The sequence below is a fragment of the Streptomyces sp. NBC_01261 genome (genome assembly GCF_036226385.1).
In the GTDB taxonomy this organism is placed as follows: Bacteria; Actinomycetota; Actinomycetes; order Streptomycetales; family Streptomycetaceae; genus Streptomyces.
Genome location: NZ_CP108463.1, coordinates 2,304,218 through 2,328,674, shown reverse-complemented (window position 1 = coordinate 2,328,674; position 24,457 = coordinate 2,304,218). Strand labels below are relative to the sequence as shown.

Sequence of the window (24,457 nt, the reverse complement as noted above, 5' to 3'; positions counted from 1 at the left end):
GGGAACGTACACAACCACGTGCGCGCCGTGGTACCGAGGTACTACGCCCGCGCCCTCAATGACCCCCCGGTACGACGGTTTCGAGCCCCCCGACCTCCTAGCGTTGCCGGTGGGAAAGCCCAGTGGGGGCGGTGGCACGTGAGCGCGAGGGAAACCGATGATCGAGGCACACCAACTGACGAAGCGGTACGGGGAGAAGACGGCGGTCGACCGGCTGGACTTCGTCGTCCGGCCCGGCACCGTCACCGGCTTCCTGGGCCCCAACGGCGCGGGGAAATCGACCACGATGCGCATGATCGTCGGCCTGGACGCGCCCACCAGCGGCACCGTCATGGTCAACGGCAAGCCCTACGCCGAGCACAGCGCGCCGCTCCAGGAGGTCGGCGCGCTCCTTGAGGCCAAGTCGATCCACCCGGGCCGCTCCGCCTTCGACCACCTGATGGCGCAGGCCCACACGCACGGCATCCCGCGCCGCCGGGTCGACGAGGTCATCGAGATGACCGGACTGCAGAGCGTGGCGAAGAAGCGGGCCGGGGCCTTCTCCCTCGGCATGGGCCAACGGCTCGGCATCGCCGCCGCGTTGCTCGGCGACCCGGCGACCGTGATGCTCGACGAACCCGTCAACGGCCTTGATCCGGAAGGTGTGTTGTGGATCCGCAACCTGCTGACCGGGCTCGCCGCGGACGGTCGTACCGTCTTCGTCTCCTCGCACCTGATGAGTGAAATGGCCTTGGTCGCCGACCACTTGATCGTCGTCGGACGGGGGCGGCTGCTGGCCGACACCACCGTGCAGGACCTGGTCCGGCACGCGGGCGGCGACACCGTCACCGTCGCCTCCGAGCAGCCGGCCAGGCTGCGCGAGGTCCTCGCCGGTCCCGGTGTCGAGATCAGCGGCGAGGTCGGTTCCGAGGAGCTGCACGTCACCGGGCTGACCGCGCGGGCCATCGGCGTCAGGGCCGCCGAGCACGGCATCCCGCTCTTCGAACTCAGCGCGCGGACCGTGTCGTTGGAGCAGGCGTTCATGGACCTGACCCGGGACGCCGTCGAGTACCACGGCTCCACCACCGTCGAGACCTCCGGGAGGGCCGCGTGAGCACCATCACCGCGACCGACAGCGCCGCACCCGCACCGGCGAAACCGGCCCGTCCGCCGTACAAGGTCACCGGACGCCGGGTGCTGCGCTCCGAGTGGGCCAAGTTGTGGTCCCTGCGCTCCACCTGGATCACCCTGGGCCTGGGCCTGCTGTTCCTGATCGCGTTCGGCCTGATCGCCGCCGCGCACTACAAGTCCTCCTACGGTTCAGGGCACTTGAGGTCCGACGACGCGAACTCCACCGCGCTCGACATCTCCCTCTTCGGTACGAACTTCGCACAGCTCGCGCTCGGTGTGCTGGGCGTCCTGGTCACCGCCGGCGAGTACTCGACCGGCATGATCCGCTCCACCCTGGCCGCCGTACCGCGCCGCCTGCCGGTGCTGTGGTCGAAGGCCCTCGTGTTCGGCGTGGTCGCGTTCGGGATCTCCCTCGTCGGGGTGTTCGTCGCGTTCCCGATCGTGAGCGGCATCGTCTCCGACACCCCCGCCGCTCTCACCTTCTCCCACTCCGGAGTCGTACGGAGCCTGCTCGGCGCCGGTCTCTACCTCGGCCTCGTCGGCGTGATCGGTACCGCGCTGGGCGCGCTGCTGCGCTCGGTCGCCGGGGGCATCTCGGTCCTCGTCGCGACGTTCATGCTGGTCCCGGGCCTGATCTCGCTGCTGCCCAGCTCCTGGCAGGACGACATCAGCCCCTATCTGCCGAGCAACGCGGGCCAGGCGATGTTCGCGCTGACCCACGACTCGACGACCCTGTCGCCCACCGCCGGACTCCTGGTCTTCCTCGGCTGGACGGCCCTCGCGCTGGCCGGGGCCGCGTACCGGCTGCTGCGGACCGACGCCTGAGGTCTCCGGGGCCGGGTGTCCGACGCCCGAACGTCGCGCACCCGGCCCACAATGAACAGGTGACCCCCATGAACCCGGACCAGTGACACCGATGAGCCTCGACGACCCCGCCCACCTGCTGTTCGCGGAAACAGACCTTCCGTGGAGTCATCCGGTGGCCGGCGTCCTGTCCCGGTTCGGCCGGCGGATCAAGCAGGGCGACCGGCGGCACCCCTGGGTGTTGGACACGGCCCTGACGGTCATGGCCGCGCTGGTGTTCTGCCTGCCGGACCTGGTGGACGACGACGACGGCCGACGGCGCGGCTTCGACAACAGCTTCATCCATCTGCCCTGGCCGGCGACCGTCGCCCTGCAGGCCGGACTGGTGCTGCCGCTGCTGTTGCGGCGCCGCAGACCGACCCTGGCCTTCGCGCTGATCGGCGCGGTGTTCTTCGTCCAGGCGGGGCTGGGCGTCTGGCTGCGCGCCGACGTCGCCCTGCTGATCTCCCTCTACAGCCTGGTCCTGCACGGGCAGTTGCGCCGGCTGCCCGTCGCCTGCGCGGTGACCCTCGCCGCTCTGGGACTGTTCGCGTTGCGGCTGCCGCCCCAAGTGCCGGTTCTGGACGCGCTGTTCGTCCTGTTCAGCACGATCACGGCGGCGGTGGCGCTCGGCTTCGTGGTCCGCATCCGACGCGCCCAGTTGGCCGTGCTGCGCGACCGCGCGGCCCGCCTGGAGATCGAGCGCGACCAGCGCAGCAAACTCGCCGCCGCCGCCGAACGCACCCGCGTGGCACGGGAGATGCACGACATCATCGGCCACAACCTCTCCGTCATCATCACCCTCGCCGACGGCGGCGCCTACGCCACCGACCTCGCCCCCGAACGCGGCAAGCAGGCCCTGCTCCTCATCGGCGACACCGGCCGCCAGGCACTCGGTGAACTGCGCCGCATGCTGGGCGTGTTGCGCGTCCAGACCGCCACACCGGACGCCCCCGAACTCAGCCCGCAGCCGGGCATCGCCGACCTCGACGCCCTGTGCGCCCGTATCCGCGCGGCCGGTCCGCAGGTCGTGTACCGCACCGGCGGCGACCCGGCCGCCCTGGATCGCGGAGTCCAACTCACCGTGTACCGCATCGTGCAGGAGGCTCTCACCAACGCGCTCAAGCACGCGGGCCACGACACCCGCGTCGAACTCGCCGTGAACGTCGAGGAGTCAGGGGTGCGCATCGACTGCCACGACACGGGCCCGGGCACCGTCGCCGCCGGACCCGCACCGACCCACGATGAAGGACACGGACTCGCCGGCATGAGAGAACGCGCCGCCCTCTACCACGGCACCGTCACCGCGGGCCCCGCCCCCGGCGGCGGCTGGACGGTACGGGCCACCCTCGACCCCACCCCGCTCACCGCGAGCGGAAACACGAGCGGAAACACGAGCGGAAACACGAGCGGAAACACGAGCGGAAACACGAGCGGAAACACGAGCGGAAACACGAGCGGAAACACGAGCGGGAACACGGGCGCGACCGGGGGAGCGGCATGACCACCGTGCTCATCGTGGACGACCAGCCCCTCCAACGCCTGGGATTCCGGATGCTGTTGGAGGCCAACCCCGACACCGAGGTGGTCGGCGAGGCCGGGCACGGCGCCGAGGCGGTGCGGATGGCCGCCGAACTTCGTCCCGACGTGATCCTGATGGACGTACGGATGCCCGGCATGGACGGCATCGAGGCCACCCGCCGGGTCGTCGCGGCCGGCGACCGCTCCCGTGTCCTCATCCTGACCACCTTCGACCTCGACGAGTACGCCCACGAGGCACTGCGCGCGGGAGCCAGCGGCTTCCTCCTCAAGGACGCCCACCCCGAGGAACTCCTCGCCGGCATCCGCGCGGTGGCCTCCGGCGACGCGGTCATCGCCCCCGCGCTCACCCGCCGCCTGCTGGACGCCTACGCCCAGCACCTGCCGAAGAGTTCACCGCAGGGACCCGCGGCGGCGCCCGCGACGGACGATCCCCGCATCCGCCCCCTCACCGACCGCGAGCGCGAGATCCTCGTCGCCATCGGCCACGGCTGGACCAACGGCGAGATCGCCGAGCGCCTCTTCCTCTCCGAGTCCACGGTGAAGACCCACGTGGGCCGCGTCCTCGCGAAGGTCGGTGCCCGCGACCGCATCCAGGCGGTGATCCTGGCCTACGACCTCGGACTCGCCCGCCCCAACTCCGCCGACCAGTAGCCCGGTCCCGGCGAAGCGGTCGGGGCCACGTCCACGCAGGTCGACCCGGCGCCGCGCCGGTTGCCCGCAGGTCCGCAACACCCCAGCTCACACCGGGTTTCCCACCCCTCCCCCCGACAGGCAACAGGAAACCCGTCGACCCCGGAAATCCCCCCGGGACAGGCTGATTCCGTCGGCCCGAAGCACGGCCTGCGACGACGCAGGAGACCTACCAGGGGGAAACATGCGCACGATGTTCCGCGCCGCCGCCACGTTCGCGACCGCACCGTACGCCTGTGGAACGTGGCCTCGCACCCGGCCACGGCGCCCCTGACCGGACGCAGCGACGACGTCAACGCGGGCGCCTGTACGCCCGGCGACCTGCTGGCCTACGGCGACTCGGCGGACCTGCACCACATCGCGATCTACCTCGGCGCGGGCGAGTCGGCCGAGGCGAGGCAGTCCGGCCCGCATCTGATGGTCAGTCATGTCCGCCTGCGCGGCGACTGCTTCGGGGCCGTCCGCGTCAACACCGGTGCGGTGAGCGGGCATGTCTTCCAGACCTGGGGCACCGGCGTCTGGACGAAGACCGCACCCTCGGTCGGCGCCACCCGCGTCTACTCCTTCCCCGACGCGACCAGCATCCGCGGCGAGTGCCAGAAGCACGCGGAGACCGTCACCGCCGACGGCTACACCAACGACGCCTGGGCCTACCTGCCCGGCTACAAGGCAAGGATGAACAACATCTACATCCAGGGCCCGGCCCGGCTGGACGGCGTCCCCACCTGCACCTGACCCGCACCGCATAAATCCCGTGCTCCACACCCCCGGGCTTCCCTACACTCGCCACATCCGTTGACGAGTGAGGGGAGCCCGGCCGTGCGCTACAGCACCGCTGTCGTCGTTCCCCGCTCCCGGTACGAGGTGATCCTCGTGTCTTCGGCCGTCCGGTGCCCGCTGCGCGGCCGGCACCGGATGCCCGTGACGTGACAGCTTTTTGACGCTCCGTCAATTCACCTCTCCCGCACGGGAATTGCGCCGCCCTGCACGGAAATCACTTTCGAAAGGCCATGGGCCGTGCGCACCGAACTCCCTCTCACCACCCCGCTCTCCGCCGTCCGCAACCTGGGCATCCTCGCCCACGTCGACGCCGGCAAGACCACCGTCACCGAGCGGTTCCTCTACCTCACCGGCACCACGCACAAGCGCGGTGAGGTCCACGACGGCACGACCGTCACCGACTTCGACCCCCAGGAGCGCGACCGTGGCATCACCATCTTCGCCGCGGCCGTCACCTGCGCCTGGGACGGTCACCGGATCAACCTGATCGACACCCCGGGACACGTCGACTTCGCCGACGAGGTGGAACGGTCCCTGCGCGTCCTCGACGGCGCGATCGCGGTGTTCGACGCCGTCGCTGGCGTGGAACCGCAGAGCGAGTCGGTGTGGCGCCAGGCCGACCGTTACGGCGTCCCGCGCATCGCCTTCGTCAACAAGCTGGATCGCGCGGGCGCCGACCTCGACACGGCCGTCGCCTCCATCCGCGAACGGCTCCATCCGGCGCCGCTGGTGGTGCAGTTGCCGATCGGCGCGGAGGACGGCTTCACCGGCGTCGTCGATCTGCTCCGGATGCGTGCCCTGGTGTGGACCGACGGCAGTGACACGCCTGAGGAACTCCCGGTCCCGGAAAGCCTGTTGGAGGAGGCGCGGCGGCGCAGACGACTGCTGGAGGAGGCGGTGGCGGAGCTGCACGCGGGCGCGCTGGAGGAGTTCTACGCCGAGTCCACGCTGTCCGCCGCGACGTTGAGTGCCGTCCTGCGCGACCTCACCCGCACCGGCGACGGTGTGGTCGTCCTGTGCGGCTCGGCCTACCGCAACCGGGGTATCGAGCCGCTGCTGGACGCCGTAGTGGCGTATCTGCCGTCGCCGTCGGACGTTCCGCCGGTACGGGGAACGGACGACGCGGGCGTCGAGCAGGAGCGGGCGGCGGATCCCCAACTTCCCGTCTCCGCACTGGCGTTCAAGGTGAGTGCGACCGCGACCGGGCGGCTGACGTATCTGCGGATCTATTCGGGCACGATCGAGAGGGGAGACACCGTGTGGGACCCGGGGGCACAGCGTACCGAACGGATCGGGCGCATCCTGCGGGTGCAGGCCGACCGGCACGAACGCGTGGACCGGGCGGTCGCCGGGGACATCGTCGCCGTGGCCGGTCTGAAGTCCACCCGCGCCGGCTCGACCCTGTGCGCGCCGGACGCCCCGCTCGTCCTCGAACCGCCCGCGGTCGCCGACCCGGTGGTCTCCGTGGCGGTCGAGGCCCGCAGGAGCACCGACACCGACCGGCTGGCATCGGCACTGGCCCGACTGGTCGAGGAGGACCCGTCGTTGGTCGTCCGCACCGATGCCGAGACCGGGCAGACGGTCCTGTCCGGCATGGGTGAACTGCACCTGGAGGTCGCGGTGGAGAAGATCCGACAGGCCACCGGCGTGGAGGCCAACGTCGGCCGCCCCAGGGGCGCTTACCGGGAGACGGTCGTGCGCGGAGTGACCGGCCGGGTCTACCGGCACGTCAAACAGGACGGCGGATCAGGCCAGTTCGCGCACGTGGTGCTCGACGTCGAACCGCTGGAGGGCCTCGGCTTCGAGTTCCGCTCGGCGGTCGTCGGCGGAGGGGTGCCGCAGGAGTACGTCCGCTCGGTGGAGGCCGGGTGCCGTGACGCCCTCACCGAGGGGCCGATCGGCGGGTTCCCGGTGACCGGGTTGCGCGTCACGCTGACCGACGGGGCGACCCACGTGAAGGACTCCTCGGAGACGGCGTTCCGCACGGCCGGCCGCCTCGGCCTGCGCGAAGCCCTGCGTGCCTGCACGACGGTCCTCCTCGAACCGGTCGTCGAGGTCACCGTCACCGTGCCCGAGGACGCGGTCGGCGGAGTCCTCGGCGACCTGGCCGCCCGCCGCGGCCGCGTCACCGGCTCGACGACCCGCACAGGTTCGGCGATCGTCACCGCGACCGTGCCGCTGGCCGAACTCTTCGGCTATGCAACGCGGTTGCGCAGCCGGACGCAGGGCCGGGGCACGTTCACGGCCCGACCGACGGGGTACGCGCCCGCGCCGGGTGCGGTGGCGACCCGGTAGCGGCACCTGGACGGGAGGCGTCTCAGCGCGGGACGCCTTCCGTCGCCGGTCGCGGGGGGAGCCGGGCTAGGGAGGGGCGAGGGACTGGGGGGTGTGACGTCTGCCATGGTCAACGCCGTTGCAGCGGGCGGCATTTGGACGCCGATCGCCGAGATCACGCCCCAGGTGTGACGGTGACGGTGGCGGGTGCGGACCGAAGGGGGAGCTTCGGCCCGCACCCGCCACGTACTCAGGGACTCCGGGGTCTCAGGGACTGCCGGGGTCTTAGGGGTACGAGGTCACCGTCGACGGCACGGTCGACGTGCCCGAGGTCGGCGAACCCGTCTCGTTGATGACGTGCTCGTACTGGCCCTGGCCGCCGAGGGAGACGACGAGCAGGTCGTGGAACTTCACGCCCGAACGGTTCGGCGCCGCGAAGCCGTTGTGCTGCACGATCGTCGGGGCGACGTTGTAGTAGCAGTAACTGCCCAGGCCCCAGCCCTCGTGCACGGTCACGTTGTCGGCGACCTTGTAGGCCGCGTAGCCCTTGATCGAGCCGTTCTGGATGGCGGCCTGGTTCGGGGCGTCGTACGCCTTCTCGTTCTGGAAGAAGATCGTGCGGCCTCGCTCGCCGTTCCACTGGACGTCGTACTTGTTGAAGTGCTCGACGAACAGGCCGGTGGCCAGGACGTCGGCGCCGTTGACGACGAGTCCGTAGTCGGCGCGGTTGGTGTCCCAGCCGATGCCCGTGCCGTGGTCGGCGCGCCAGAGCCAGGTGTGGTCGACGATGGTGTGGCGGTTGTTGATGACCATGCTGGTGGTGGCCTTGCCGGCGCCCGCGCCGCCGATGCGGACGAACACGTCCTGGACGGTGGTGGGGTTGGCGGAGTGGTCCGTCGTCGTGCCGGCGGGGCCGACCTCCAGCAGGGTGTTGGAGTTGACCGTGCCCGCGTCGATCAGGAACCCGGCCAGGCGCACGCCGTCGACGTCGGCGGTCTTGACGGCCGTAACTCCGTTGTCGGGGACCAGAGTTGCGTAACCCAGGCCCAGGACGACGGTGTTGGCGCGGTTCACCTGGATCGGCTGGTTCAGGTGGTAGATGCCCGGGGTCAGCAGGAGGTGAAGTCCCTGTGTGAGCGCCTGGTTGAGGGTGGCGGCCGTGACGCCCGGCTTCGCGACGTAGAACTGGGAGAGGGGCAGTGAGGTGCCGCGCGGTGTGCCGTTGCCCCAGGTCACCCCGCTCGCGTTGGTGCGCTTCTCGGGGAGGAAGACGCGGTACTCGGTGCCGTTCAGGTACAGGAAGGGCTTCTCCCGGGAGACCGGTGTCGTGGCGAGGGTCGTGTACACCGGGTTCGGGAAGCCCTGCGCGGGAGCGCCCTGCACGCCTGAGAAGACCATGTTCCAGACGCCGTTGAGCCAGCTGCCGATCGCGCTGTCCCGGGTGTACCACTGCTGCTGCGAGTACGGCTGGACCTGGCCGTCGATCCGGCTGTCGGCGATGTAGCCGCCGCTGGCCCAACCGTAGCCGTTCGGGGAGAGGTTGAGGCTGCCGCGGACGTGCATCCGACGGAAGGGGGCCGCCTGAGCCACGGCCCACCTGTTGGTCCCGCTGACGGGCACGAGCGCGAGGTTCTCCGCCGAACGCCAGAAGTTCTGGGTGGCATTGCCGTTGAACCAGCCCGCGTCGACCGTGATGTCACCGTTGATCGTGGTGTCGTCGGGGGAGAGGCCGAGCCCGGAGATCGAGGTGTAGAAGCCGAGTTGGGCGTTGAGCCCGTTGTACGTGCCCGGCTTGAACAGCAGTTGATAGCGGCCGGTGCCGAACTGGGCCGTCTCCTGCTGGGCGAAGATCTGGTCCAGCCTGGCCTGGATGCCCGAGGTGGACGGGTCGAAGACGATGACGTTGGGGCCGAGATCGCCGCCGCCCGGCAGAGCGAGTGGCTTGTTCGCGGCGGGGGTCGCGGGGGCGGCGGAAGCTGCGGAGGCGGTTGCGGGCAGTCCGGCCAGGGCGGACACCGCTGCGGCGGCACCGAGGACGGCTCTGCGGGGAACTGGGGACATAAGGCGGCTCTCCTTGTTCATGAAATGAACGCCGGTGGGGTTGGGAGCGCTCTCTCGCGGGGGAATGCTTCAGGTCCGTGAACACGGCCGTCAAGAGGTACGACCGAGTTCGACGAGTGGCGTCCAAACTCTTGACGCTTCTGGCTTCCGAGGTTTAACTCACGTCCTAAATTAAGTCGTGAGTGCATTCCCTGAAGGGACACCCGGAGTATGCGCAGCATCCGAGCCGCGGCCGTAGGCGCCGTCACCATGTCACTCGCCCTAGCGGCCACGGCCTGCGGAGGCGGTTCGTCCACGGGTGGAGGATCCAACGACTCGCCCAAGACGCTCACCTACTGGGCCTCCAACCAGGGCGCCAGCATTGCGATCGACAAGAAGGTCCTCCAGCCCGAGCTCGACAAGTTCAAGAAGCAGACCGGCATCACGGTGAAGCTGGAGGTCGTGCCCTGGTCCGACCTGCTCAACCGGATCCTCACGGCGACGACTTCAGGCCAGGGCCCCGACGTCCTGAACATCGGCAACACCTGGAGCGCCTCCCTGCAGGCCACCGGCGCCTTCCTCCCGTGGAGCGCGGCCAACTTCGCGAAGATCGGCGGCAAGGACCGCTTCGTCGACTCCGCGCTCGGCTCCACCGGCGCCACGGGCAAGGACCCGGCCGCCGTCCCGCTGTACTCGATGGCGTACGCGCTCTACTACAACAAGCAGATCTTCGCCGACGCCGGCATCGCCCAACCGCCCACCACCTGGGACGAGTTGGTCGCCGACGGAAAGAAGATCGAGGCGAAGGGCAAGCAGGCGCTCGGCGCCGAGGGCGCCAACGTCTCGGAGAACATCCACCACACCTTCGTCTTCGCCAAGCAGCACGGCGCCGACTTCTTCACCGCCGACGGCAAGGCCGACTTCACCAACGACGGTGTGGTGGCCGCGGTCAAGCAGTACGTCGACCTGATGGCCAAGGACAAGGTCATCCCGGTCGGCAACGCCGAGTACGCGCAGAACCAGTCCGTCAGCGACTTCGCCAAGGGCAAGACGGCGATGCTGATGTGGCAGTCGGCGTCCGCCAACCTCAAGTCGCAGGGCATGAGCGAGAGTTCGTACGGCATCGCCCCGATCCCCGTGCAGTCCGGCACCCCGGGCACCGGCGCGCAGACCAACTCGATGGTGGCCGGCATCAACCTGGCCGTCTTCAAGAACACGAACAACTTGGACGGTTCCACCAAGTTCGTGAAGTTCATGACGAGCGACGCCGAGCAGAAGATCCTCAACACGGCGTACAGCTCCATCCCGCCGGTGAAGACCGCGCAGGAGGACACCGCGTTCAACACCCCCGCGAACGCCGTCCTCAAGGACACCCTCGCCAAGAGCGCCGCCGCGCTCCCGCAGGTCGCCGACGAGTCCCAGTTCGAGACGGCGGTCGGCACGGCCGTCAAGGACCTGTTCGCCGACGTCGCCGCGGGACGCGCGGTGACGACCGCGTCGGTCAAGGCGGAGCTCGAAAAGGCTCAGCAGCAGATGCCGGCGAAGTGAGTGCGACTGTGACGAGCACTGTCACCCCGGAGGCCGCCGAGCGGAAGGACACTTCCGCCACGGCGGCCCCCGGGCCGCGCCGTCGGCGTACCGACCGGATCCGCCGGATCGGACTGCCGTATCTGCTGCTCCTGCCCGCCCTGATCCTCGAACTCCTGGTCCACCTGGTGCCGATGGTCATCGGCATCGTCATGAGCTTCAAGGAGCTCACCCAGTTCTACATCCGCGACTGGGGCACCGCGCCCTGGTCCGGCTTCGGCAACTACAAGGTCTCGGTGGACTTCAGCGCCCCCGTCGGCAAGTCGCTCCTCCACTCCTTCTTCGTCACCGTCGTCTTCACCCTGCTGTCGGTCGCCTTCTGCTGGCTGCTCGGCACGGTCACCGCGATCTACATGCAGGACAACTTCCGCGGCCGGGGCCTGCTGAGAGCGCTCTTCCTGATCCCGTACGCGCTGCCGGTCTACGCGGCCGTCATCACCTGGGTCTTCATGTTCCAGCACGACAACGGCCTGGTGAACCACGTCCTGCACGACCAGCTGCACATCACCAGCAAGCCGTCGTTCTGGCTGATCGGCGACAACAGCTTCTACGCGCTGCTCATCGTGCACGTGTGGAAGGGCTGGCCGTTCGCCTTCCTCATCGTCATGGCCGGCCTGCAGAACATCCCCAAGGAGCTGTACGAGGCGGCGTCCATCGACGGCGCCGGCCGGCTGCAGCAGATCCGCCGCATCACCGTGCCGTCACTGCGCCCGGTCAACCAGGTGCTGGTCCTGGTGCTGTTCCTGTGGACGTTCAACGACTTCAACACGCCGTACGTCCTGTTCGGCAGGTCCGCCCCCGAGGCCGCGGACCTCATCTCGGTGCACATCTACCAGGCCTCGTTCGTCACCTGGAACTTCGGCACCGGCTCCGCGATGTCGGTCCTGCTGCTGCTGTTCCTGCTCGTCGTCACCGGTGTGTACCTGGTGGTCACTTCACGCGGACGGAGGTCGGCCGATGTCTAGTTCCTCTGTCTCCAGGTCACCGATGGCCCCGCCCCGCTCCTTCATCTGGTCGCGGCGGATCTTCCTCACCCTGCTCGCCGGCTTCGTCCTGGTGCCGGTGTACGTCATGCTCTCCAGCTCCCTGAAACCGCTCTCGGACGTCACGGGCAAGTTCCGCTGGCTGCCGAGCGGTCTCACGATCCGCCCGTACATCGACATCTGGTCGACGGTCCCGCTCGCGAAGTACTTCATGAACTCGCTGATCGTGTCCGTCGCCGCGACCCTCTGCTCGGTGGTGATCGCGGTCTTCGCCGCGTACGCCGTCAGCCGCTACGAGTTCCGCGGCAAGCGCGTCTTCACGGTCACCGTCCTGTCGACGCAGATGTTCCCGGGCATCCTCTTCCTCCTCCCGCTGTTCCTCCTCTACGTCAACATCGGCAACGCCACGGGCATCGCCCTGTTCGGCTCGCGCGGCGGCCTGATCCTGACGTATCTCACCTTCTCCCTGCCCTTCTCCATCTGGATGCTGATCGGCTACTTCGACTCCGTGCCACGGGACTTGGACGAGGCCGCGCTGGTCGACGGCTGCGGTCCGCTCGGCGCACTGCTGCGCGTCGTCGTACCGGCCGCGATCCCCGGCATCGTCGCGGTCGCCGTCTACGCCTTCATGACCGCGTGGGGAGAAGTCCTCTTCGCCTCCGTCATGACCAACGACTCGACCCGCACGCTCGCCGTCGGACTCCAGGGCTACTCCACGCTCAACGACGTGTACTGGAACCAGATCATGGCCGCCTCGCTGGTCGTCAGCGTGCCCGTGGTCGCCGGCTTCCTGCTGCTGCAGCGCTATCTCGTCGCCGGGCTGACGGCGGGCGCCGTCAAGTGACCGACCCGACCAACTCCGCTGACCGTAAAGGGACTTCAGTGACCATCGACTTCGCCGCACTCCCGCACGACTTCCTGTGGGGCACGGCCACCGCGGCGTACCAGATCGAGGGAGCCGTCGCCGAGGACGGACGCGCGCCGTCGATCTGGGACACCTTCTCGCACACTCCCGGAAAGATCGCGAACAACGACAACGGCGACGTCGCCTGCGACCACTACCACCGCTGGCGCGAGGACCTCGGCCTGATGCGCCAACTCGGCGCCAACGCCTACCGGTTGTCGATCGCCTGGCCCCGCGTCGTCCCCGGCGGCGACGGCCCCGCCAACCCCAAGGGCCTCGCGTTCTACGACGAGTTGGTGGACGGACTCCTGGAGGCGGGCATCACCCCCTCCGCCACCCTCTACCACTGGGACCTGCCCCAGGCGCTCCAGGACCGCGGCGGCTGGCCCGAGCGCGCCACCGCCGAGCACTTCGCGGCGTACGCCTCGGTCGTGGCCGAACGCCTCGGCGACCGCGTCACCCACTGGACGACCCTCAACGAGCCCTCCTGCTCGGCCTGGATCGGCCACCTCGAAGGCAAGATGGCCCCGGGTTGGACCGATCTAACGGCCGCCGTGCGGGCTTCCTACCACCTGCTGCTCGGCCACGGCCTCGCCGCCCAGGCGATCCGCGCCGCCGCCCCCGACGCCCAGGTCGGCATCGTCAACAACCTCTCCACGGTCTACCCCGCCGGCGACCGCGACGAGGACGTCCGGGCGGCCCGCCGGCAGGACGGCCACGTCAACCGCTGGTGGCTCGACCCGATCCACGGCCGTGGCTTCCCGGCGGACATGGTCGAGACGTACGGCGTCGAACTCCCGGAACAGCCGGGCGACTTGGCGACCATCGCCGCCCCGCTCGACTGGCTCGGCCTGAACTACTACTTCCCGGCGACCGTCGCCGACGACCCCGACGGCCCCGCCCCCTACACCCGCGCCGTGCGCCGCCCAGGTGTCCCGCGCACGGGCATGGACTGGGAGATCGACGCGTCCGGTATCGAGACCCTGCTGCTCCGCCTCACCGAGGAGTACGCCCCCCGCCGGATCTACGTCACCGAGAACGGCTCCTCGTTCCCCGACGTCGTACGCCCCGACGGCACGGTCGACGACCCGGAGCGCCAGGACTACCTGGTCCAGCACCTCGCCGCCTGCGCCTCGGCGGCCCGCAAGGGTGCCCCGCTGGCCGGCTACTTCGCCTGGTCGCTGCTCGACAACTTCGAGTGGGCGTACGGCTACGAGAAGCGTTTTGGACTGGTCCACGTGGACTACGAGACCCAGGTCCGCACGATCAAGGGCTCCGGCCACCGGTACGCGGACATCATCCGCGACCACCGCAGCCGGGCCCAACGCGCGGCCTGAGCAAGGCGGCCCCGGTGGGCGCGGGCGGGGGAGCCCGCACCCACCGGGGCACCACCATCCCCATGTGTGTCATGCGCACGACAGTCAGCTGTAGGTCGGCACGAGCACCCCCAGAAGGAGACCCGCCCCTCAAGGAGACCCGCATGCCCGCACGCACCCTGCTCACCGCGCTCACCGCGCTGGCCCTGTTCTCCGCCACCCCGGCCCTCGCGGCCCCCGCACCGCAGGCCGCGGCCGCCGCCGCGACCTGGGACACCGACCGCGCGGCTGCCTCCTACGCCGCGAACCCGGCCGCCGTCACCGCCTCCGGCAGCGAGAACGCCGGCACCACCCCCGGCCTCGCCTTCGACGGTGACGGCGCGACCCGCTGGTCCAGCAACTTCGCCGACGACGCCTGGATCCGCCTCGACCTCGGCACGACGATCCGCATCGACCGCGTCACCCTCGACTGGGAGGCGGCCTACGGCAAGAGATACGTCCTGGAGGTCTCCAGGAACGGCACCGACTGGACGCCGTTCTACACGGAGACGGCCGGCACCGGCGGTTCGGTCACCACGAGCACGTACCCCCAGGAGGTGACGGGCCGCTACGTCCGCATGCGCGGCTTGGAACGTGCCACGCCCTACGGCTACTCGCTCTACTCCTTCAAGGTCTACGGCGGCGAACAGGCCCCCGCGTCCACGGCCCGCACCAACCTCGCCCTGAACCACCCGGCGTACTCCGACTACTACCAGCACAACGGCGTTTCACCGGCGTACGTCACCGACGGCGGCTGGCCAGCCAACCTCAAGGACGACGCGACCCGTTGGTCCAGCGACTGGAACGCCGACCGCTGGGTCTCGGTCGACCTGGGCGCGACCTCGACGATCGACACGGTCGACTTCTACTGGGAATCGGCCTACGCCGTCGACTACTTGCTCCAGGTCTCCGACGACAACAGCACCTGGCGCACGGTCTACGAACCCTCGGCCGCCGACATCGCCGCCCGCCGCGCGAACGTCCAGGCTCCCGCCGACGCCACCGGCCGCCACGACACGGTCACCCTGCCCCAGCCCGTCACCGGCCGCTACGTCCGCATGCTCGGCAAGGAACGCCGCTCCTTCTACAACCCGGCGCCCTACACGGCCCAATTCGGCTACTCCCTCTACGAGTTCCAGGTCTGGGGCACCGGCGGCAGCGCGGCGGCGGCCTACCCCGTACTTCCCGCCGACCAGTCGGGCACGTACCAGACGACGTTCTTCGACGACTTCACGTCGGCGGCCCTGGACCGCTCCAAATGGCGGGTCGTGCGGACGGGCACCGAGATGGGCTCGGTCAACGGCGAGTCCCAGGCGTACGTCGACTCCACGGACAACGTCCGTACCCAGAACGGAGAGTTGATCCTCGGGGCGAAGTACTGCAAGGGCTGCACCCAGGCGGGCGGTGGCACGTACGACTTCACGTCCGGCCGCATCGACACCAACACCAAGTTCGACTTCACGTACGGCAAGGTCAGCGCCCGCATGAAGCTCCCGGTCGGCGACGGATTCTGGCCCGCCTTCTGGCTGCTCGGCAGCAACGTCGACGACCCGTCGGTCTCCTGGCCCGCCTCCGGCGAGACCGACATCATGGAGAACATCGGCTACCCGACCTGGACGAGCACGGCCCTCCACGGCCCCGGCTACTCCGCCGACGGCAACATCGGCGCCCGCCAGACCTACCCGAACGGCGGCACCGCCGACCAGTGGCACACGTACGCGGTCGAATGGACCCCGACCACGATGCGCTTCTACGTCGACGACACCCTCGTCCAGGAGACCACCCGCAACAAACTCGAATCGACCCGAGGCCAATGGGTCTACGACCACAACCAGTACGTCATCCTCAACCTCGCGCTGGGCGGCGCGTATCCGGCCGGCTGGAACCAGGTGACCACGCCGTACTGGGGGCTGCCGCAGGCGAGCGTGGACAAGGTCGCCGCCGGGGGAGTGCAGGCGGAGGTGGACTGGGTGCGGGTCGAACAGAAGAGGTAACAGCTGGGCCGGTCCGGTGCGCGGCACCGGACCGGCCCGTTCCGCCGCCCGTCAGCAGTCCCTGAACTCCGGTGACTGGTTCAGCACTTGGGACCGTACCGACGTGAACCGCGCGTACGTCTCCCCGTCCAGCGCCCCCGGCCGGAACGCCGCCACCCGATGGCAGTTCTGGAAGGCCAGCGCCACCCCGAAGTGGCGCTCCAGGCTGCCCCTGATCGCGTCGCTGGCCAGGGCCCGCAGCAGCTGGCCGCGTTCCTGTTCGGACAGGGGCGGGGTCTGGTTGTCGGTGAACTCGGCCGTGGTGTCGCGGAGTTCGGTGGCGAGACCGGCGATGAGGTCGTAGGCGTACGGCAGGGACGTGCGAACCGTGTCCACGAAGTCCGCCTCGCGGATGTCACCGTGTTCGGCTTCGGCGAGGAGCTTCGGGGAGACGTCGAGAGACATGAAAAGGGGTGTCCTGTCTGGTTGTCGGTGAACAGCGAGCCGGTGGTGGTCAGGGTTGTGGCGTCGGGCCCGGTACGTAGTCCGGGTCCACCTGGGCCGCGAGATTCAGGCCCGTCGCCTTGTCCGCCCACGCGGTGGCGTTACGGAGGTGGAAGTCGACGGCGTGGCGGTGCAGCGTCGGCCAGTCCCTCGGGCGAGCGTCGACCGCCTCGCGCAGCACCTGCAGGGCGTGCACGTTGTGCGGCTCCAACTCGCCCTGTGCCCGGCCCTGTTCGGCGGCGCGGACGGCGGGGGAGTGCACCAGGTGGGTCAGGAGGTCGTCGCCCACCTCCTCCTTGAGGAAGAGCAGGTCGTCCTCGCCGGTGACCTTGTTGCCGATCACGGCGAGGCGGATGCCGAACTCCCGTGCGTGGTCGCGGTACTGGCGGTACACGGAGACGCCCTTGCGGGTGGGTTCGGCCACCAGGAACGTCAGGTCGAAGCGGGTGAACAGGCCGGAGGCGAAGGCGTCGGCGCCCGCCGTCATGTCGATCACGACGTATTCGCCGGTGCCGTCGACCAGGTGGTTCAAGTACAGCTCCACCGCGCCGAGTTTGGAGTGGTAGCAGGCCACCCCGAGGTCGCTCTCCTCGAACTCGCCCGTCGCCATCAGCGGTACGTCACCCGCACGGACCACATGCCGGGCGTGCACCTCGTCGTCGCCGAGCAGCCGCAGAAGGCGTGAGCCGCGTCCCGGGGGTGTGGTCTTGATCATGGCCTCGGGGGAGGCGATGCGGGGGTTGGTGCCGCGCAGGTAGTTCTTGAGCTCGGCCAGGTGGGCGGCCAGGGGTGGGGCGGTGACCGGTTCGGTGCCGGGAGACGCGTCGGGGGACAGGGCCTCGGCCAGATGCTGGTTGATGTCGCCGTCGATGGCGAGCACGGGGGCGCCGGCGCGGGCCAGATGGCGGGCGAAGAGGGCCGACAGCGTGGTCTTTCCGCTGCCGCCCTTGCCGACGAACGCGACGCGCACTACCGGTCCGCCGCGATCGCAGTTTTGAAAATGAATGTCATGTGGCTAGGTTTTAGGGGGTGGCCGCGAGGCTGTCAAATCCAGTGGATCAAGGGTGATCCGGGAACGGTCCAAAGGCGATCAAGGCCTGGGAGTCTTAATGCATATGATGTGCAAGTGCTTGACTACTGCATCAGGGCGGCAGGCCCGGACGACATCGACGGTGCGCGTGCCGTGATGCTCGACACCGTCTACCGCGACTTCCACACCGGCTACGTGCCCCGCTGGCACGGCGACATCATCGACCCGGCCGCCGCCTATCTCACCCCGGCCCGCCACACCCTCCTCGTGGCGCTCGACCCCGCCGACGGCGCGGTCGTGGCGACCGCCGCCCTCGACTCCCGTGGACCGGTCCATCCGCCGAACCCGCGCGACCTCGCCGAGCGCTACCCCTCCGGGGACACCGCGCAACTGCGTCGCGTCTACGTCCGCCCCGCGCACCGTAGGCGCGGCCTCGCCCGGCACCTCGTCGGCGGACTCCTCGCGTTCGCCGCGGCCGACGGCGGCTACCGCGCCGTCTACCTGCACACCGATCCCGCCGTACCCGGCGCCGAGGCCTTCTGGCGGTCGCTCGGGAAGGTCGTGCACGACGAGCGTGACGACCCGGGCGGCGGGCAGGGGATCGTGCACTTCGAACTGGCGATGGAGCGATGACCGCGATGCGACCCGGACGAACCCGCCCTGCCCGCCTGCTCCTCGCCCTCACGCTCGCCCCGCTCCTCACCGGCTGTTTCGCCTCCGCCGGCGAGGAGAGCGGGGGCACGACCGGGGAGTCCGGTTCCCGGCTGCGCGTCGCCCTCGCGTTCCCGCCCGCCGAGAACCTCTCCCCGTACGGCGCCGACGCCACCATCCTCAGCCGCCTCGGTGTCACCGAAGGCCTGACCGCCCTGGACGCCAACGGTTCCGCCGCCCCCGCGCTCGCCCGGTCCTGGCAGCGGGAGGGCGACCGCAGCTGGCTGTTCACGCTCCGCGAGGCGACCTTCCAGGACGGCACCGAGGTCACTCCGGCCCGCGTGGCCACCGCCCTCGGCCATGCCGCCGAGGCGAAGCCCGCCCCGGCCGCGCTCTCCGGCGTCACCCTCACCGCCGAGTCCGCGGGCGGTGACCGCCTGCGCATCACCACCAACTCCCCCGACCCCGTACTGCCGTTGAGGCTGGCCGGTCCCGCGCTCGCCGTGCTCTCCCCGAAGGCGTACGAGGAGAAGGGTCGCGTCGACCCGGTCGGCACCGCCACCGGTCCCTTCGAACTGACGAAGGTCACCGGCTCCACGGCAGCCACCCTGGATCGCTTCGACGACTACTGGGGCGGGCTCGCCCAAGCCTCCGGAATCGACGCACGGTTCATCGCGGACGGCACCGCCCGCACCAACGCGCTGCGCACCGGACAGGTCGACGTCGCCGAGGCGATACCCGTCGCCCAGGCCGCGACTCTCGACGCGGACACCCGCCGCGAGACCGCCACCACCCGCACCACGAGCCTCCAACTCAACACCAGGACAGGCCCGTTCAAGGACCCGAAGCTTCGCGCCACCGCCCGCGAGGCCGTCGACACCTCCGCACTGGCCAAGGGTGTCTACGAAGGTCACGCCGACGCGGGTACGGGTATCTACGGCCCCGCCGTCACCTGGGCCGCGGGCAAGCGCGAGCAACCGGTCGGGCGGGCCGAGCCCGTGGCGCCCGGCGGTCGGACCATCACCCTCGCGACGTACGACAACCGGCCCGAACTCCCCGAAGTCGCCCAGGTGTTGAAGCAACAGCTGGAAAAGGCGGGATTCAAGGTCGAGTTGGAGGTGCGGGAGTACTCGCGGATCGAGAGCGACGCGCTGGCCGGTAAGTTCGACGCGTTCGTCGTCGCCCGCAACACCCTGGTGGACACGGGCGATCCGGTGGCCGTGCTCGCCAGTGACTACACCTGTGACGGCGGCTACAACCTCGCCCTGCTGTGCGACAAGGCCGTCGACCGGGCCGTGGCGAAGGCCGAGCGCACCGCCGACACCTCCGCGCGGCAGAGCGCCGCGATGACGGCCGAAGCCGGGATCCTCGGCACCGACGCCGTCGTACCGCTCGTGCACCAACGTGTCGTCACCGGCGTCGGCACCTCGGTGCGGGGCGCCCTCCTCGACCCGTACGAGCGCACCCTCGTCGGCCCCGGAACCCGGCACTGAACCATGCCGCACCGCACGGCCACGCTCCTGTGGCGCGCCTTCCTCGCCGCTGCCCTCGTCTGCGCGGTCGGCCTCCTGCCCTGGCTCTCCCGCACCGACCCGGCCCGCACCGTCCTCAAGGCCCGCTCGGCGGAACGCGACCCCGACCCGCAGGTCCTCGCCACCATCCGCACCCAACTCGGCCTCGACAAAGGCCCGTTGCACCTGCTCGGCCAGTGGCTCACCGGCCTGCCGCACGGCGACGCCGGGCGCTCGTGGATCTCCGGCGCCGAGGTCATGCCCGGAGTGCTCCAAGCCCTGGGCGCGTCCCTGCTGTTGATGGGCGCGGCGGTCGCGGTGGCCGTTGTCACGGCCGGGTTGGTGTGTGCGCGGACGTTGCGGCGGGGTGCGCGTGCGGTGGGGCGGTCGAGTGACGCTGGGTCCGGATTCCCGGGCGTGCTGGGGGAGTTCGTCGCGCGGCGGCTCGGCGGTATCTGCGCCGCGGCGCGGCCGGAGTCCCGCGCCCGGCGGCGATTCCGTGGTCCCGCAGAGCGCCCCGGTGGCACCGGCTCCGCCGTTCTTGCCGCGTTGCCCGAGTTCCTCACCGCCTCCGTGCTCGCCACCGTCGTCGGGGTGCAGTTCGGGTGGTTGCCCGCGCTCGGGTGGTACGGGCCGCGGTGGGTGGTGCTGCCGGCGCTTGCGTTGGGGGTGCCTGCCGGAGCTGTGCTGGGGCGGTTGCTCGATGATCTGTTGCCGGGGGCGTTCGGCGAGCCCTGGGTACGGGCCGCTGCCGCACGGGGGTTGTCCGGGGGGCCGATCGCCCGACAGGTCGTGCGGCGGTGTCTGCCGGGGTTGTTGCCCACCATGGGTTTGTTCGTCGTCGGGTTGACCGGTGGTGCCGTCGCCGTCGAGCAGATCTTCGACATCCCGGGGCTCGGCCGCACCACCCTCCAGGCCGCCCTCGCCCAGGACCTGCCCGTGCTTCAGGCCGGTACCCTCGCCCTTCTCCTGCTCGCCGCCGTAGCCGCCGGACTCACCCGTCTCACGGCACGCCTCCTCATCGGCCCCGCGCTACGTGCCGACGCCCTCCCCTCCCTCCACGGGCCCAGCACCTCAACTCCCCGACGAACCCTGCCCCTTGTCTACGGCGCCCTCCTCCTCGGTGTCGTCGCGCTCGGTCTGCCCCGGGATCCCCTCGCCCTCGACACCGGGCTGCGCCTCCAACACCCCACCTGGACCCACCCGTTCGGCACGGACTCGCTCGGCCGGGATCTCCTCGCGCGGGTCGCCCACGGCGCCGTCGACACCCTGCTGCTCGCCCTCGCGATCAGTGCCGTCGCGCTCGGTACCGGCGTACTGCTCGGGCTGTTGCCCCGGCTGTCCGGGCCGCTCGTCGACACGGTGAACGCCGTACCGCCGGTCCTGGCCGCCCTGTTGGTCACCGCCGTCGCGGGAAGTGGGGCGGCGACACCCGCCCTCGCCGTGGCCGCCCTCGCCTGGACGCCCCTGGCCGCGCACACCTCCGCACTGCTGCTCCAGGAACGCGCCACCCTGCACGTGACCGCCACCCGGGGCCTGGGCGCGGGCCGTTGGCACATCCTGCGCCACTCACTCCTGCCCGCCGTCCTGCCGCCCGTCACCCGGCACGCCCTGCTCCGCCTGCCCGGTGTCGCGCTCGCCCTCGCCTCGCTCGGCTTCCTCGGCCTCGGCGCGCAACCGCCCTCCCCGGAATGGGGGTTGCTCCTCGCCGAGAACCAGCCCTATGCCGAACGCGCCCCCTGGGCAGTCCTGGCCCCCGCAGCCGTCCTCGCGCTGCTCGGCGCACTCGCGGTCACGGCCGCCGGGAACATGCAAGGGGCTAGCACGCGAAGGGAATTGGCCGCTCGATGACCTCCGTGGCCCTCGTGCGTACCCCGCTCTCCCCGCTGCTCCGGCTGCTGATCCTCACTCAACTCGCCTTCAACATCGGCTTCTTCGCCGTACTGCCGTTCCTGGCCGAGCACCTGGCGGACGCGATCGGCATGGCGGGCTGGCTCGTCGGTCTCGTGCTGGGGCTCAGAACCTTCAGCCAGCAAGGGCTGTTCGTGGTCGGCGGGGCCCTCGCCGACCGGTACGGCGTCCGGCCCGTGGTGCTCGCGGGGTGCGTGCTGCGGATCGCCGGGTTCGGCTGGCTCGGGTACGCGGACGAGATCTGGGCCGTCGTCGGAGCCGTTCTGCTCATCGGGTTCGCAGCCGCGCTGTTCTCACCGGCCGTGGAGTCGGAGGTGGCGCGGCAGGCGGTCGAGTGGGAGAAGGCGGGCGGGGGGTCCCGGACCCGGGTGCTCGCGTTGTTCACCGTCGCCGGTCAAGTCGGGTCGTTCGTAGGGCCGTTGCTCGGCGCGTTGCTGCTCGCCGTGGACTTCCGGGTCGCGTGTCTCGCCGGGGCCGGGGTCTTCGTGCTCGTCCTCGCGGGCCATGCGTGGTTGCTGCCGCAGCACATTCCCGGGCGGCCGCACATCAAAGAGAAGGGCGGCTTGCGGGCCCTGGTGCGCAACCGGCCCTTCCTCGCGCTGTGTTGTGCCTACGGCGCCTATCTCCTCGCCTACAACCAGCTCTACTTGGCCCTCCCCGAGGAGGTGGAGCGCGCGGCGGGCTCGCAGGCGCCGCTGGCCTGGCTGTTCGGGCTGTCCTCGCTGCTGGTGGTGACCGCGCAGTTGCCCGTGACCCGCTGGGCGGGGGAGCGGCTCGACCCGCGCCGGTCCATGGCGACCGGGCTGCTGCTGATCGCCGTAGGGTTCACGGCCGTGGCGGTGGCCCGGCCCGCCGAACTGACCGGTACCGGCGGGCTGTTGCCCGCGACCGGCTTCGTCGTCCTGCTCACCCTCGGCCAGATGCTCATCGCCCCTGTCGCCCGCGCCTGGGTCCCCGACCTCGCCGAACCCGGACGCCTCGGCCTCTACACCGGCGCGCTGTCCTCCGTCTCCGGCCTGATCGTCCTCCTCGGCAGCGCGGGCACCGGCACCCTCCTCGACTTGGGGTTGCCCGCGGCCGTGCCCTGGCTGGTGCTGGCCGCCGTACCGATGGCGGCGGTCGGCTCGCTGCCGCGCCGGTCACGCCGACCGCGCCGGAGATGAGCCGGCCGCAAGGCCCCCGTGCCACGGTCCCGGTGTCTGGACCGGTCCACCAGCGCCGTATCCCGGTAAATCGACGCATGCCCGCACGAGTCCACCCACCCGAACTGAACGCCCCACCCGCCCCCGCCGTACCAAGCCATGAACCAGATATGAGCTGCCCCCTAAACCGCCATCGACGGCTTCGGCGGCAACGGTGCGTGGGAGGATCCGTCACCATGAGCGCATCGCCGGCGGTTCGGAGCCTGCGCGCCGCGGTGTTCGCCGCGGTGTGTGTGCTGCTGGCTGCCGCCGGGCACGGGCTCGCCACCGGTGCCACGCCTCCGTTGTGGGCGGACGGTGCCGGATTCCTCGTCGTGTTCGTCATGGGGTGGCTGCTCGGCGGTCGGGAACGGTCCATGTCCGGCATCGGTGCCGCCATGCTGGCCACCCAGGCCGGGCTCCACCTCGGTTTCGATGTCGCGCGGCCACGGACCGGCATGGCGATGGCCGGTATGGCGCACATGTCCGGGCACGCCATGGCGCCCATGCGGCAGACGCAGGCGATGACCCCGCACGCCGTGGCCGCCCATGTCGTCGCCGCGCTCGTCGCGGCCTGGTGGCTGCGGCGCGGGGAGGCCGCGCTGTGGTCGCTGCTGCGCTGGGCCGTCGCCTTCGTGCCGGGGCTGGTCGCCTGGTGGCGGGACGCTCCCGTGCCCCAGGCCGCCCGTACATCCCGCCGTCCCGGACGTTCCGCCGCCGACGCGGCCCCCCTGCGCCAACTCCTCCTCCGGCACGCGGTCAGCCGTAGAGGACCACCGGACCCGATCCCGTACCCGGTCTGACCACCCAACTTCCTTTTCCCGTACGGAGATCACCTCACCATGTCCGCACACCGCACCACCCTGCGCCGCGCAGGCACCGTGGCCGCGCTCGCCACCGCCGGAGTCCTGGCCGCCGCCGGCGTCGCCTCCGCGCACGTGACCGTCCACCCGGAGAGTTACGCCAAGGGCGCCACGGACGGCGTGCTCACCTTCCGTGTCCCCAACGAGGAGGACAAGGCGAGCACCACCAAGGTCCAGGTCTATCTGCCCACCGACCACCCCGTCCTCGGCGTGCTGGTCACCCCGCAGAACGGCTGGACCGCGAAGGTCACCACCAGCAAGCTCAAGACGCCCGTGAAGACCGACGACGGCACCATCACCGACGCCGTCTCCCAGATCACCTGGACCGGCGGGAAGATCGCGGCCGGACAGTACGAGGACTTCAACGTCGCCTTCGGTCAACTGCCCGACGACACCGACCAGTTGGCGTTCAAGACGCTCCAGACATACTCGGACGGCGATGTCGTCCGCTGGATCGAGCAGACCACGGCCGGGGACGACGAGCCGGAGAACCCGGCGCCCGTCCTCAAGCTCACCGCGAAGGAGAGCGAGGACGGCGACGCGGCCCCGGCCGCCTCCGCCTCGGCGGCGGCCACCGCCACGAAGACGACGTCCGCCTCCGCCTCCTCGTCGAGCAGCGACTCGACCGCCCGCGGGCTCGGCATCGCCGGGCTGATCGTCGGCGTGCTCGGCCTCGCGGCGGGCGCCTTCGCGATCGTGCGCGGCCGGACCCCGCGGGCGTAGCA

The 24,457-nt window shown here is 70.5% G+C and carries 20 protein-coding genes; 17 read left to right on the top strand and 3 right to left on the bottom strand.

All coding sequences use genetic code 11. The annotated features are described in order from the left end of the window. Nucleotides 1-157: 157 nt before the first annotated feature. The 6 genes from OG226_RS10195 (at nt 158) to fusA (ending at nt 7,260) form a co-directional block, all read left to right on the top strand. Nucleotides 158-1,093, top strand: coding sequence for an ABC transporter ATP-binding protein (locus OG226_RS10195; RefSeq protein ID WP_328676509.1), 936 nt, complete (start codon nt 158-160; stop codon nt 1,091-1,093). Further along, nucleotides 1,090-1,935: an ABC transporter permease gene (locus tag OG226_RS10190; protein WP_328676507.1), complete on the top strand. Its 846-nt coding sequence runs from the start codon at nt 1,090-1,092 to the stop codon at nt 1,933-1,935. Before OG226_RS10195 ends, OG226_RS10190 begins: the two co-directional genes overlap by 4 nt. 91 nt (nt 1,936-2,026) lie before the next feature. Further along, nucleotides 2,027-3,457: a sensor histidine kinase gene (locus tag OG226_RS10185; RefSeq protein WP_328676505.1), complete on the top strand. Its 1,431-nt coding sequence runs from the start codon at nt 2,027-2,029 to the stop codon at nt 3,455-3,457. Beyond that, the gene (locus OG226_RS10180) at nt 3,454-4,146 is read left to right on the top strand and encodes a response regulator transcription factor (RefSeq protein WP_328676503.1); all 693 of its coding nucleotides are present in this window, start codon (nt 3,454-3,456) and stop codon (nt 4,144-4,146) included. The genes OG226_RS10185 and OG226_RS10180 overlap by 4 nt, the downstream gene beginning before the upstream one ends. Before the next feature lie 282 nt (nt 4,147-4,428). After that, nucleotides 4,429-4,920, top strand: a complete 492-nt coding sequence (locus OG226_RS10175; RefSeq protein WP_329348660.1) for a hypothetical protein — start codon at nt 4,429-4,431, stop codon at nt 4,918-4,920. Between the two features lie 282 nt (nt 4,921-5,202). Next, entirely contained in the window at nt 5,203-7,260 is a 2,058-nt protein-coding gene (gene fusA, locus OG226_RS10170) for an elongation factor G (RefSeq protein WP_329348659.1), read from the top strand. A gap of 264 nt (nt 7,261-7,524) precedes the next feature. Here the strand turns inward: fusA and OG226_RS10165 are convergent, their stop codons facing one another. Next, nucleotides 7,525-9,300 carry a coagulation factor 5/8 type domain-containing protein gene (locus tag OG226_RS10165; RefSeq protein WP_328676498.1) on the bottom strand — a complete coding sequence of 592 codons (1,776 nt, stop codon included), beginning with the start codon at nt 9,298-9,300 and terminating at the stop codon, nt 7,525-7,527. Nucleotides 9,301-9,510: 210 nt separating this feature from the next. Here OG226_RS10165 and OG226_RS10160 point away from each other — a divergent pair, with 210 nt between their 5' ends. The 5 genes from OG226_RS10160 to OG226_RS10140 all read left to right on the top strand — a co-directional run bounded on the left by OG226_RS10160 (nt 9,511) and on the right by OG226_RS10140 (nt 16,102). After that, complete coding sequence (locus OG226_RS10160) at nt 9,511-10,827, top strand: ABC transporter substrate-binding protein (protein ID WP_328676496.1); 1,317 nt, start codon at nt 9,511-9,513, stop codon at nt 10,825-10,827. 8 nt (nt 10,828-10,835) lie between these two features. Next, nucleotides 10,836-11,831, top strand: a complete 996-nt coding sequence (locus tag OG226_RS10155; RefSeq protein WP_328676493.1) for a carbohydrate ABC transporter permease — start codon at nt 10,836-10,838, stop codon at nt 11,829-11,831. 22 nt (nt 11,832-11,853) lie between these two features. Continuing rightward, nucleotides 11,854-12,693, top strand: a complete 840-nt coding sequence (locus OG226_RS10150; RefSeq protein ID WP_019059057.1) for a carbohydrate ABC transporter permease — start codon at nt 11,854-11,856, stop codon at nt 12,691-12,693. Between the two features lie 38 nt (nt 12,694-12,731). Continuing rightward, nucleotides 12,732-14,090, top strand: coding sequence for a GH1 family beta-glucosidase (locus OG226_RS10145; protein WP_328676491.1), 1,359 nt, complete (start codon nt 12,732-12,734; stop codon nt 14,088-14,090). Between the two features lie 143 nt (nt 14,091-14,233). Beyond that, the gene (locus tag OG226_RS10140) at nt 14,234-16,102 is read left to right on the top strand and encodes a discoidin domain-containing protein (RefSeq protein ID WP_329348658.1); all 1,869 of its coding nucleotides are present in this window, start codon (nt 14,234-14,236) and stop codon (nt 16,100-16,102) included. 51 nt (nt 16,103-16,153) lie between these two features. Here the strand turns inward: OG226_RS10140 and OG226_RS10135 are convergent, their stop codons facing one another. Both OG226_RS10135 and OG226_RS10130 read right to left on the bottom strand, forming a co-directional pair. Then, a complete protein-coding gene (locus OG226_RS10135; protein WP_329348657.1) occupies nt 16,154-16,546 on the bottom strand; it encodes an SCO5389 family protein in 393 nt (130 codons plus the stop codon). A 49-nt stretch (nt 16,547-16,595) separates the two neighbouring features. Continuing rightward, nucleotides 16,596-17,555 carry an ATP-binding protein gene (locus tag OG226_RS10130; RefSeq protein WP_329348656.1) on the bottom strand — a complete coding sequence of 320 codons (960 nt, stop codon included), beginning with the start codon at nt 17,553-17,555 and terminating at the stop codon, nt 16,596-16,598. A gap of 156 nt (nt 17,556-17,711) precedes the next feature. On the opposite strand from OG226_RS10130, the gene OG226_RS10125 reads away from it, so the two are divergent. From OG226_RS10125 to OG226_RS10100, 6 genes are all read left to right on the top strand, one after another. Further along, nucleotides 17,712-18,248, top strand: a complete 537-nt coding sequence (locus OG226_RS10125) for a GNAT family N-acetyltransferase (protein ID WP_329348655.1) — start codon at nt 17,712-17,714, stop codon at nt 18,246-18,248. Beyond that, nucleotides 18,245-19,759: an ABC transporter substrate-binding protein gene (locus OG226_RS10120; RefSeq protein ID WP_443066879.1), complete on the top strand. Its 1,515-nt coding sequence runs from the start codon at nt 18,245-18,247 to the stop codon at nt 19,757-19,759. The genes OG226_RS10125 and OG226_RS10120 overlap by 4 nt, the downstream gene beginning before the upstream one ends. A 3-nt stretch (nt 19,760-19,762) precedes the next feature. Further along, nucleotides 19,763-21,628, top strand: a complete 1,866-nt coding sequence (locus OG226_RS10115; protein WP_329348653.1) for an ABC transporter permease subunit — start codon at nt 19,763-19,765, stop codon at nt 21,626-21,628. Beyond that, entirely contained in the window at nt 21,625-22,851 is a 1,227-nt protein-coding gene (locus OG226_RS10110; RefSeq protein ID WP_329348652.1) for an MDR family MFS transporter, read from the top strand. Before OG226_RS10115 ends, OG226_RS10110 begins: the two co-directional genes overlap by 4 nt. Nucleotides 22,852-23,066: 215 nt before the next feature. Beyond that, complete coding sequence (locus OG226_RS10105; RefSeq protein ID WP_329348651.1) at nt 23,067-23,672, top strand: hypothetical protein; 606 nt, start codon at nt 23,067-23,069, stop codon at nt 23,670-23,672. Between the two features lie 39 nt (nt 23,673-23,711). After that, nucleotides 23,712-24,455, top strand: coding sequence for a YcnI family copper-binding membrane protein (locus tag OG226_RS10100; RefSeq protein ID WP_329348650.1), 744 nt, complete (start codon nt 23,712-23,714; stop codon nt 24,453-24,455). The last annotated feature ends 2 nt before the right edge of the window (nt 24,456-24,457 follow it).